The organism is Pseudomonas sp. Choline-02u-1 (genome assembly GCF_002836515.1).
Lineage (GTDB): Bacteria > Pseudomonadota > Gammaproteobacteria > Pseudomonadales > Pseudomonadaceae > Aquipseudomonas.
In genome coordinates this window covers 129,486-140,889 of the sequence record NZ_PJBC01000010.1, presented here as the reverse complement: position 1 = coordinate 140,889, position 11,404 = coordinate 129,486, and the positions used below count along the sequence as shown (strand labels likewise).

Annotated in this window: 7 protein-coding genes and 2 tRNA genes; 7 read left to right on the top strand and 2 right to left on the bottom strand. The window is 60.1% G+C overall.

Annotated elements, in window-relative coordinates; all coding sequences use genetic code 11:
• Positions 1–81 precede the first annotated feature (81 nt).
• Positions 82–1,143 (bottom strand): DNA polymerase IV, encoded by a 1,062-nt coding sequence (gene dinB / locus CXF97_RS08810; RefSeq protein WP_101157985.1) that lies wholly within the window; start codon positions 1,141–1,143, stop codon positions 82–84.
• A 279-nt stretch (positions 1,144–1,422) separates the two neighbouring features.
• On the opposite strand from dinB, the gene CXF97_RS08805 reads away from it, so the two are divergent.
• From CXF97_RS08805 to CXF97_RS08780, 5 genes are all read left to right on the top strand, one after another.
• Positions 1,423–1,499 (top strand) — tRNA-Met (locus CXF97_RS08805).
• A 218-nt stretch (positions 1,500–1,717) separates the two neighbouring features.
• Positions 1,718–1,794 (top strand) — tRNA-Met (locus tag CXF97_RS08800).
• A 277-nt stretch (positions 1,795–2,071) separates the two neighbouring features.
• Positions 2,072–4,711 (top strand): bifunctional lysylphosphatidylglycerol flippase/synthetase MprF, encoded by a 2,640-nt coding sequence (mprF, locus tag CXF97_RS08795; RefSeq protein WP_101157983.1) that lies wholly within the window; start codon positions 2,072–2,074, stop codon positions 4,709–4,711.
• Positions 4,711–6,006 carry a virulence factor family protein gene (locus CXF97_RS08790; protein WP_101157981.1) on the top strand — a complete coding sequence of 432 codons (1,296 nt, stop codon included), beginning with the start codon at positions 4,711–4,713 and terminating at the stop codon, positions 6,004–6,006. The genes mprF and CXF97_RS08790 overlap by 1 nt, the downstream gene beginning before the upstream one ends.
• A 556-nt stretch (positions 6,007–6,562) precedes the next feature.
• Complete coding sequence (locus CXF97_RS08780) at positions 6,563–6,874, top strand: DUF3077 domain-containing protein (RefSeq protein ID WP_101157977.1); 312 nt, start codon at positions 6,563–6,565, stop codon at positions 6,872–6,874.
• 89 nt (positions 6,875–6,963) lie between these two features.
• Here CXF97_RS08780 and CXF97_RS08775 read toward each other — a convergent pair whose 3' ends face one another.
• A complete protein-coding gene (locus tag CXF97_RS08775; RefSeq protein WP_371918375.1) occupies positions 6,964–8,805 on the bottom strand; it encodes a potassium transporter Kup in 1,842 nt (613 codons plus the stop codon).
• A gap of 508 nt (positions 8,806–9,313) precedes the next feature.
• Here CXF97_RS08775 and rimO point away from each other — a divergent pair.
• The gene (gene rimO, locus CXF97_RS08770; protein WP_025110809.1) at positions 9,314–10,651 is read left to right on the top strand and encodes a 30S ribosomal protein S12 methylthiotransferase RimO; all 1,338 of its coding nucleotides are present in this window, start codon (positions 9,314–9,316) and stop codon (positions 10,649–10,651) included.
• A 217-nt stretch (positions 10,652–10,868) separates the two neighbouring features.
• Positions 10,869–11,342 carry a GNAT family N-acetyltransferase gene (locus tag CXF97_RS08765; RefSeq protein WP_101157973.1) on the top strand — a complete coding sequence of 158 codons (474 nt, stop codon included), beginning with the start codon at positions 10,869–10,871 and terminating at the stop codon, positions 11,340–11,342.
• Positions 11,343–11,404: the final 62 nt, after the last annotated feature.

The window sequence follows — 11,404 nt, the reverse complement described above, 5'->3', positions numbered from 1 at the left end:
CGATTGCGTTCCTTCTGACGGAACCCTACCGAATGTGGGAGCGGGCTTGCTCGCGAAGACGTCACCAGCGTTGCCACTGCACTACCGCTCAAACAACTCCATCTGCTCAAACCCGCCGCGTAAATCCTCCAGTCTGACCCCAACTCCCAACAACCGCACCGGTTTGCCGCCACGATTGAACGCCTGCGTCAGCATCAACTGATAACTGCCCAGATCGCGCCCCGCCCCGGCCTGCTCCAGTGTGGTCTGGGTGAAATCATGAAATTTGACTTTGACGAAAGGCTTGCCCGGGCGATAACTGCTGTCGATCCGCGCCATGCGGGTTTTCAGGGTGTCGAGCAGCTCAGGCAACTTGTCGAGGCAGCTGCGCAAATCCGGCAGGTCTACGTCGTAGGTGTTTTCCACGCTGATCGACTGGCGCCGACTGTCGTTGTGCACCGGTCGGTCGTCGATTCCACGGGCGAGATTCCACAAGCGTTCGCCGAAACTGCCAAATTCGCGCACCAGCGCCAACCTGCCCCACTCGCGCAGGTGCTGGCAGTCAACGATGCCGAGCTTGCCGAGTTTTTCGGCAGTGACCTTGCCGACGCCGTGCAGCTTGCTCACGGGCAAACCGCTGACGAAATCCTCGACCTGATCCGGGGTGATCACAAACAAGCCGTTGGGTTTTTTCCAGTCACTGGCGATCTTCGCCAGAAACTTGTTTGGCGCAACGCCAGCCGAGACGGTGATGTGCAGTTGATTGGAGACGCGACGGCGGATGTCTTGGGCAATACGCGTGGCGCTACCGCCGAAATGCGCGCTGTCGGACACATCCAGGTAAGCCTCGTCGAGCGACAGCGGCTCGATCAGATCGGTGTAATCGGCAAAGATCGTATGGATTTCCCTGGACGCCTCGCGGTACGCATCCAAACGCGGCTTGACGATGGTCAGATCCGGGCACAATTTCAAGGCGTGCCCCGAAGCCATCGCCGAGCGCACGCCATAAGCGCGCGCTTCGTAGTTGCAGGTCGCGATCACCCCGCGCCGATCTGCCGAGCCTCCGACCGCCAACGGCTTGCCGGCCAGACGCGGGTCATCGCGCATCTCGATGGCGGCATAGAAACAGTCACAGTCGATGTGGATGATTTTTCGCTGAGTCATGTCGGAAAAAGAAACGTGGCAAGCCGGAGCGGCAGTATCTCATTGGCACCTGTATATAGCACCAGTGGTTGAATGTTCTTTTCCGACCGCAGGAACATCTACGCTGAATATATTTTTTCAATCAAGGATCAGCGGCCAATAGAGCTGAGAGCCTTGCGCCGCCTGCCTTGTGCGTCGATCAACCGGGCTGGAAAAACGCTAAGCGCTTGAACCTCAACAGATTTATTCATTTCGAAGGTTGACACACTCGTGAACCTCTGTAGAATGCCGCCACACAGACGCGGGATGGAGCAGTCTGGTAGCTCGTCGGGCTCATAACCCGAAGGTCGTCGGTTCAAATCCGGCTCCCGCAACCAAACATCAAAAAAGGCTACTCGAAAGAGTGGCCTTTTTTGTGCGCGTCTGTCTTGTACCGACAACGGGCAGACCAGGTGAAGCAAGCGCAGGATTTCTTTGCATTTGCGAAACTTAACGCACGCCTGCGACCGTTTGCCGCGATTTCGCACTTATTTGGCCCATTGCAGGATTAGCGGTTGACAGCTCGCCGTTCGCCTGTAGAATGCCGCCACACAGACGCGGGATGGAGCAGTCTGGTAGCTCGTCGGGCTCATAACCCGAAGGTCGTCGGTTCAAATCCGGCTCCCGCAACCAAACATCAGAAAAGGCTACTCGAAAGAGTGGCCTTTTTTGTATCTGTGGAAAAAGTCCTTTCGCAACAATGACCTGTCATCGTGCAGTGAACCGTCCAGGATCTCAGTACCGCCGAGTTGCGACTGTGCTTGAGTCGCGAACACGACGCCTGTAATCCACGACTGCCCTCGCCCACACCCGGTGAGAGGCGTAATATTTTGTGATTATTTTTTTCTACAGGGATTGGTAACTTGGCTGGATACCTCCATCCTGTCGCGCACAATCCAAGAGGTGATTGATGCGCGCCAACTCGTCTGATCCACAAGACTCCGTTACAGCAGAACAACCGATCAAACCCGAGCGCCTGCGCTGGCTGGATCGGTTAAGCAAATACCGTCAGCCGATCGGTCTGGCGGTGACGTTGCTGCTGTTTGCCATTGCCCTGATTGCTTGCCGCCATCTGCTCGCCGAGCTTGATCTCGACGCGTTGCATGACTCGATTCTCGACGTGCCCAAACCGGCCCTGCTTGGCGCCATCGGCGCGACCGTGGTCGGTTTCATCATTTTGCTCGGCTATGAATGGTCGGCCAGCCGCTACGCCGGCGTGACACTGGCGCCGCGCACGCTCGCCCTCGGCGGCTTCACCGCGTTTGCGATCGGCAATGCGATTGGCCTGTCACTGCTGTCCGGCGGCTCGGTACGTTATCGTTTATATGCGCGATTGGGCGTCAGTGCGTCGGAGGTCGCGCACATGACCCTGTTCGCCAGCCTGTCGCTGGGCTGCGCCTTGCCGCCGCTGGCCGCGCTGGCCACCCTGAGCAACCTGCCTGCCGCCTCGCAAGCGCTGGGACTGTCCGAAGTCCTGCTCGGCTCGGTCGCCGCTGCCGTACTCATCCTCGGCGCTGTGCTGGTGATCGGCATCTATCGCCGCCGTCTGCCGGAACAACCCTACCCCGACAATTTGCTGGTTCGCGCCGGTCGCCGCACATTGCGCCTGCCGGGTCGGCGCCTGACCTTCCTGCAACTGGTGATCACTGCTCTCGACGTCGCGGCTGCCGCCACCGTTCTTTATTTGTTGCTGCCGGAAGCGCCGCCGTTTGCGCCGTTCCTGCTGGTGTATCTGTTGGCCTTGGCGGCGGGTGTGCTCAGTCATGTGCCGGGCGGCGTTGGCGTGTTCGAAGCGATTCTGCTCGCTGCGTTCGCCGACAAGCTCGGCGCCGCGCCATTGGCCGCGGCCCTGCTGCTGTATCGCCTGATTTACGTGGTGCTGCCGCTGCTGGTCGCTTGCGTATTGCTGCTGATCAACGAAGGCCAGCGCCTGTTTCAAACGCAGACTATGCGCGCTGCATCCGGTCTGGCGGCGCCGATTCTGGCGGTGCTGGTATTCCTGTCTGGCGTGGTGCTGCTGTTTTCCGGCGCCACCCCAGAGATCGATACGCGCCTGGAGCACATCGGCTTTCTGATCCCGCATCGTCTGGTCGACGCCTCGCACTTCGGCGCCAGCCTGATTGGCGTGCTCTGCCTGTTGCTGGCCCAAGGCCTGCGCCGGCGCCTGTCGGCGGCGTGGATGCTGACCACTATTCTCTTGCTGGTTGGTGCCCTGCTCTCGCTGCTCAAAGGCTTCGACTGGGAAGAAGCCACGCTGATGACGCTGACGGCCGCGCTGCTCGGCGTGTTCCGCCGCTCCTTCTATCGCCCGAGCCGGTTGACCGAGCTACCGTTTTCGCCGCTGTATCTGGTTGCCAGCCTTTGCGTGCTGGGTGCTTCAGCCTGGCTATTGCTGTTCGCCTATCAGGACGTGCCCTACAGCCATCAACTATGGTGGCAGTTCACCCTCGACGCTGACGCTCCGCGTGGCCTGCGCTCGCTGCTCGGCGCTGCGGTGTTGCTGCTGGTGATCTCGCTGACGTGGCTGCTGCGTACCGCGCGCCCGGTGATTCATTTGCCGACGCCGGACGAACTCGACCGCGCGGCAAAAATTCTCATGGCGTCATCGCAACCCGATGGTGGCCTCGCACTGACCGGTGACAAGGCGTTGCTGTTTCACCCCAACGACGAGGCGTTCCTGATGTACGCCCGCCGTGGCCGCAGTCTGGTGGCGCTGTATGACCCGATCGGGCCGAGCCAGCAACGTGCGGAAATGATCTGGCAGTTCCGCGACCTCTGCGACATCCACCACACTCGCCCGGTTTTCTATCAAGTACGCGCGGAGAACCTGCCGTACTACATGGACATCGGCCTGACTGCGATCAAGCTCGGCGAAGAAGCCCGGGTCGATCTGCAGCGCTTCGACCTGGAAGCGAAGGGCAAGGAGATGAAGGATCTGCGCTACACCTGGAACCGTGGCACCCGCGACGGTCTGTCGCTGGAAATCCATGAGCCGGGTCAGGCGCCGATGGAGGGGCTGAAGGTCATTTCCGATGCCTGGCTGACCGGCAAGAACGTGCGCGAGAAAGGCTTCTCCCTCGGCCGCTTCAGCGACGATTACCTCAAGCATTTCCGCATTGCAGTAATTCGCTTCGAAGGCCGCCCGGTGGCGTTCGCCAATCTGCTCGAGACCTACAGCCACGATCTGGCCAGTCTCGACCTGATGCGCGCGCACCCGGAAGCGCCGAAGCTGACCATGGAATTCATGATGGTCGGCCTGATTCAACATTATAAGAGTCACGGATACGCGCGCTTCAGCCTGGGCATGGTGCCGTTGTCGGGGTTGCAACCCCGGCGCGGCGCACCGCTGACCCAGCGGCTGGGCTCGATGGTGTTCCGCCGTGGTGAGCAGTTGTACAACTTCCAAGGCTTGCGCCGCTTCAAAGACAAGTTCCAGCCTGACTGGGAACCCCGTTATATGGCCGTGCCCGCCGGACTCGATCCGCTCGTGGCGCTGGCCGATACTGCTGCCCTGATCGCGGGCGGCTTGACTGGATTGGTGAAACGCTGATGATTCAACGCTCCCTGAAGTACATCCTGGCCGCCCTGCTGGTGCTGGCCGTGATTGCCGGCGGCGGTTTCTGGTACCTCAAACGCCCGGCACCGGAACCGACCGTCGAACAGCTCAAACCCGCCGATGGCGCGGCCATGACCCGCGTGATCTCGGGCAGCAAGCCGAAAGCCCAGGTGCTGGTAGCCGTCACCGACGAACAGAAGCTCACCGAGAAGCAGCTGACCACCCTCAGCCGCAGCGCCTCGGCGCAGATTGTTCAGGTGATTCTGCCCAAGGACTGCCTGCTGCAAAGCCGCGCCCTGCAATCGGGCCTGCGTGAACTGAACGGCCCGGCCACTCTGGTCAGCGGCATCGGCCCAGGCGCTGTGCTGGCATGGCGCTGGCTGGCGGAACAGAAAGACGACAAGGCCCAGGCCATCTCCGTCGATCTGGCCCTGGAAAAACCCGGCTGCACCCACCTGCTGCCGAAATCCGCCGCCCACGGCCACTGGCTGGTGGCGTGGAACGACAACCCGGACGACGCCAGCGCAGGTTTCGTGCGCGATCAACCCAACGCCGAAACCAGCATCAGCGACTACGACATCAACCTGCCGCAAGTGCTGAACAACGAACTGCGCAAAATCCTCGTCGGTGGCGACAAGGCCAACGGCGGTCTGGCGATCCCGGTGGTTGAAGTGCCGGCCGGTCAGGCCAACGACACCGTGACGCTGTTCCTCTCCGGCGACGGCGGCTGGCGCGACCTCGACCGCGACGTGGCCGGGGAAATGGCCAAAATCGGCTACCCGGTGGTCGGCATCGACACCCTGCGCTACTACTGGCAGCACAAGAGCCCGGAACAAAGCGCACTCGACCTCACCGAACTGATGCAGCACTACCGGCAGAAATGGGGCACCAAGCGCTTCATTCTTACGGGCTACTCGTTCGGCGCTGACGTGCTCCCGGCGATCTACAACCGCCTGCCAGAGAACGAACAGCAGCGCGTCGACGCGATCATCCTGCTCGCGTTTGCCCGCACCGGCAGCTTCGAAATCGAAGTCGAAGGCTGGCTCGGTAACGCCGGCAAAGAAGCCGCCACCGGCCCGGAAATGGCCAAGCTGCCAGCGGCCAAGGTTGTGTGCATCTATGGCGAAGAGGAAACCGACGAGAGTGGTTGCACGGACAAGACTGCGGTGGGTGAGCCGGTAAAACTGCCCGGCGGCCATCACTTCGACGAGAACTACCCGGCGCTGGCCAAGCGCTTGGTGGAGCTGATTCAGAAGCGCCAGAGCAAGGACTCGGTGGCTGAAGAGTGATCTGAGCCACGCCCACAAAAAGCCCCCGCAACTTCGCAGTGACGGGGGCTTTTTAAATTCCAGTGTCCGCGATCAAAATCTACTTGTGGGAGCGAGCCTGCTCGCGAATGCGGTGGGTCAGTTTACAGATTCGGCGACTGACACTGCGTCTTCGCGAGGAGGCTCGCTTCCACAGAAAAAAAAGTGCCAGACGTTTACTTTCGTTTACTTCCAGTCTCGCAATATCAGATGACGCCCACAGACCTTGTAGGCAAACTCCGAATCGCGTGTTTGGGCACTTTTCCGCCCTATTGTGCTGTTTTTCCACGGGATACTCTCTGAACGTCGCTGACCCATTCAGCGATCGGGCTTGGTAACCCGGTGGAATAAGGCGCAACAGCGCACCTAATACGATTCAGGCGTATTTCCGCCTGTTGTCCAGTGTTATGGCAGCTGTGTGTGGGACGCTTTCGAGCGTGCCGGTTTCCTTGATTCCCCGGTTTACCAACCTGCGCACAGCTGCCACCCATTCGCTTGGTATCGGATGCGGCAGCTCTCGAAATCAAGGGAATTGAACATGAGCAATCAATCTGATCTTAAAACCATCGGCTTCACCCCCTTCCTCTACAACTCGGATCAAGCGTATTTCAACGTTCGCTCCGGCATCCACATAATCGATGCATTGTCCCAATCCTCCGACCTGCTATCCCTCGCCAAATCATTCGCAGAAGACGCTGCATTCAATAGAGACACCGACCGCCATGCCTGGGCCGCGCATTACCTGACGTTGATGGGCAAAGCCTTGATTGATGATGTGATTCAGGCGCTGATGCCGCGACCCGCGCGGACGAAGACTGAATCTGAAGCGGAGATGCCTGAAAGCTTGTAGAGATTTGAAGAGCAAAAGATCTGATAGCGCCCACAAAAAAGCCCCCGCCAGCCACAAGGCTGACGAGGGCTTTTCATTTGAGGTGAAAGCTACATCTCCACCTGCGTCCCCAACTCGATCACCCGGTTCAACGGCAGATTGAAGAACCGCAAATTGCCATTGGCATTCTTCAACATGAACGCGAACAGCGCCTCACGCCAACGCGCCATGCCCTCAAGTTTCGAAGCAATCACCGTTTCCCGGCTGAGGAAGTAGGTGGTGCGCATCGGGCTGAAGTCCAGATCATCCAGATGACAAAGTTTCAGCGCCTGCGGCACGTCCGGCTCGTCGGTGAAGCCGAAGTGCAGGATCACCCGGAAAAAACCTTCACCATGGGCTTCGACCTCGAAGCGCCGCGATGGCGGCACACGCGGGATGTCTTCGTAGACCACCGTCAGCAACACCACCTGCTCATGCAGCACCTGGTTATGCAGCAGGTTGTGCAACAACGCATGCGGCACGGCGTCGGAACGAGCGGTGAGGAACACGGCGGTGCCCTGTACGCGATGCGGCGGTTGTACGCGGATGCTGCTGATGAAGATCGGCAGCGGCAATGCGCCTTCGTCGAGGCGTTCGACCAGCAGTTGTTTACCGCGCTTCCAGGTGGTCATCAGCACGAACAGGGCGATACCGGCGATCACCGGGAAGGCGCCGCCCTGGACGATCTTCGGCACGTTGGCGGCGAAGTACAAGCCATCCACCAGCAGGAAGCCGAGCAGCACCGGCACCGCGAGGATCGGTGGCCACTTCCACAGCAGCAGCATGACCGCCGACACCAGAATGGTCGTCATCAACATGGTGCCGGTCACTGCGACGCCATAGGCCGAGGCCAGTGCACCGGAGGATTCGAAGCCCAGCACCAACAGCACCACGCCGACCATCAGCGCCCAGTTCACCGCGCCGATGTAGATCTGGCCCTGCTCGTCGCTGGAGGTGTGCTGAATGTACATGCGCGGGATGTAGCCGAGCTGGATCGCCTGACGGGTCAGAGAGAACGCGCCGGAAATCACCGCTTGCGAGGCGATCACCGTGGCCAGGGTCGACAGGCCGACCAGCGGAATCAGCGCCCAGCTCGGCGCCAGCAAATAGAACGGGTTGCGCGCGGCGTCAGGGTTATCCAGCAGCAAGGCGCCCTGGCCGAAATAGTTCAGCACCAGCGCCGGCAGCACCAGCAGGAACCAGGCGCGGGCGATCGGCTTGCGGCCGAAGTGGCCCATGTCGGCGTACAGCGCTTCCGCGCCAGTGAGCGCCAGCACTACCGCGCCGAGGATCGCGACGCCCATGCCCGGGTGCACGACAAAAAAATTCACCGCCCACATCGGGTTCAGTGCGTGCAGCACTTCCGGCGTGTGGCTGATGCCATACACACCGAGGGCGCCAAGGACGAGAAACCAGGTGACCATGATCGGCCCGAAGAGGATGCCGATCCGCGCGGTCCCGTGGCGCTGGATCAGAAACAGCGCGACCAGCACCACCAAAGACAGCGGCACCACCCAGTGATCGATGCCTTCAAACGCCAGACCCAGACCTTCAATCGCCGACAATACCGAGATCGCCGGGGTGATCATGCTGTCGCCGTAAAACAGCGCCGCGCCGATCAGGCCGCAGACCACCAGCAACGAGCGCAACTTGCGTCGATGCCCCGCCGCTCGTCGTGCCAGCGCTGTGAGGGCCATAATCCCGCCTTCGCCCTGGTTGTCCGCGCGCAGGACGAACATCATGTACTTGATCGAGACCACCCAGATCAGCGACCAGAAGATCAACGACAGAATGCCGAGCACACCGTCGTGATTGACCGGCACGCCGTATCCGCCGGAAAACACTTCTTTGAGTGTGTACAACGGGCTCGTGCCGATGTCGCCGTAAACCACCCCGACCGCCGCGACCAGCATGCTCAGCGGTCTGCTCGCCGAACCTTCGGCGCCCGCCGCATGACTACTTGCCTGACCCATCCAACACTCCTGATCTCAATACCGGCTTCTTCGAATGAAGCACTATGCTTTGTGGTGCAGCATGCGCTGTTTTACCTGTTGTTACAGACGAATGATTGACTGCACAAAATCGGTAAAGCTCAACGGCGCGAAGCATAGCGCAGCACTCGTCGTATTTCCCCGTATAAAGCTGGTCAAGTGCGTTGCCCGCCGCTAGAATTGCGCACTTTTTGATCAGAGGCGCACGAAACGTCCTGTCTCGCGAATCACTGCTGCTTTTTTACGGTGCCTGTTGTCGCCATGCTGCGTTGCCGCTTCTCGCCATAGCGCGCTATGACTCGGCGCGGCGCCTTGCCTGACGACAACAGTCACTCGTCAAAAAACAGCGGATTCACGAGACAGGACGTAAAGCGCCCATCCGTCCGCTGCCGCGCGTGGCCAGCGACGTCACAAAACACCGAGGTTAGACATGTCCACCACTCCTGCGCCGGCCAATCCAAAGGTTGGCTTCGTATCTCTGGGTTGCCCGAAAGCACTGGTCGACTCCGAGCGCATCCTGACCCAGCTGCGCATGGAAGGCTATGACGTGGTGTCCACCTATCAGGACGCCGACGTCGTGGTGGTCAACACCTGCGGTTTCATCGATTCGGCCAAGGCTGAGTCGCTGGAAGTGATCGGTGAAGCGATCAAGGAAAACGGCAAGGTCATCGTCACTGGCTGCATGGGCGTGGAAGAAGGCAACATCCGCGATGTGCACCCGAGCGTGCTGGCCGTGACCGGCCCGCAGCAGTACGAGCAAGTGGTCAACGCCGTGCACGAAGTGGTGCCGCCGCGTCAGGATCACAACCCGCTGATCGACCTGGTGCCGCCGCAAGGCATCAAACTGACCCCGCGTCACTACGCCTATCTGAAGATTTCCGAAGGCTGCAACCACAGCTGCTCGTTCTGCATCATCCCGTCGATGCGCGGCAAACTGGTCAGCCGTCCGGTTGGCGATGTGCTCGACGAAGCCCAGCGCCTGGTCAAGTCCGGCGTCAAAGAGCTGCTGGTGATCTCGCAGGACACCAGCGCGTACGGCGTTGACGTGAAATACCGCACCGGCTTCTGGAACGGCGCGCCGGTGAAAACCCGCATGACCGAGCTGTGCGAAGCGCTGAGCACCCTCGGCGTCTGGGTCCGTCTGCATTACGTTTATCCGTACCCGCACGTTGACGAGCTGATCCCGCTGATGGCCGCCGGCAAGATCCTGCCGTACCTGGACATCCCGTTCCAGCACGCCAGCCCCAAAGTGCTGAAGTCGATGAAACGCCCGGCGTTTGAAGACAAGACCCTGGCGCGCATCAAGAACTGGCGCGAAATCTGCCCGGACCTGATCATCCGTTCGACCTTCATCGTCGGCTTCCCGGGCGAAACCGAAGAAGACTTCCAGTACCTGCTGAACTGGCTGACCGAAGCCCAGCTCGACCGCGTCGGCTGCTTCCAGTACTCGCCGGTTGAAGGCGCACCGGCCAATGATCTGGATCTGGAAGTAGTACCGGACGACGTCAAACAGGATCGTTGGGAGCGCTTCATGGCGCACCAGCAGGCGATCAGCTCGGCACGCCTGCAAATGCGCATTGGTCGTGAGATCGAGGTGCTGGTGGATGAAGTCGATGAGCAAGGCGCGGTTGGCCGCTGCTTCTTCGATGCGCCGGAGATTGACGGTAACGTGTTCATCGACAATGGCAGCAACCTGAAGCCGGGCGACAAGGTCTGGTGCAAGGTGACTGACGCCGACGAATACGATTTGTGGGCTGAGCAGATCTAAGCACCACGCAAAACCTGTGGGAGCGGGCTTGCTCGCGAAAGCGGTGAGTCAGTCAGTGAAGATGTCGGCTGATGTGACGCATTCGCGAGCAAGCCCGCTCACACAAGGGACAATGCAGAATTCCAAAGCCTCGCTCTTTTTCAGGATGCGGGGCTTTTTTGCGGCTATCGTTTAGCGGGGGACGGACTCCCTTCAATTGCACAAGAGGCACACGCACATGCGTCAGCATTCGGTCATCCACACACCGAAAATCAGTGATTACGAAGAACTGACCCAGGTCTGGGAGGCCTCGGTTCGTGCTACTCATCAATTCCTGCCGGACAGCTACATCGAGCTGCTGCGCAATCTGGTGCTCACCCGTTATCTCGACGCGGTGATGCTGATCTGTACCAAAGATGCCCAGCAGCGCATTACCGGGTTTGCCGGGGTGGCGGCGGGAAAGATTGAAATGCTGTTTATTGACCCCTGCCATCGCGGTCAAGGCCTCGGCAAGCAGTTGCTCCGATATTCGATCGAACGGCTGAACGCCGACGAACTCGACGTCAACGAACAGAATCCGCAGGCACTGGGGTTTTATGAGAAACAGGGATTCGAAGTGATCGGCCGCTCCGAGGTCGATGGCATGGGCCAGCCGTATCCGTTGTTGCACATGCGGTTGCGGCAGTCCCTGCAACGCTCAAGCAACGGCTGACACAGCACAAAACAAACTGTGGGAGCGGGCTTGCTCGCGAAAGCGGTGCATCAGTCACTGCA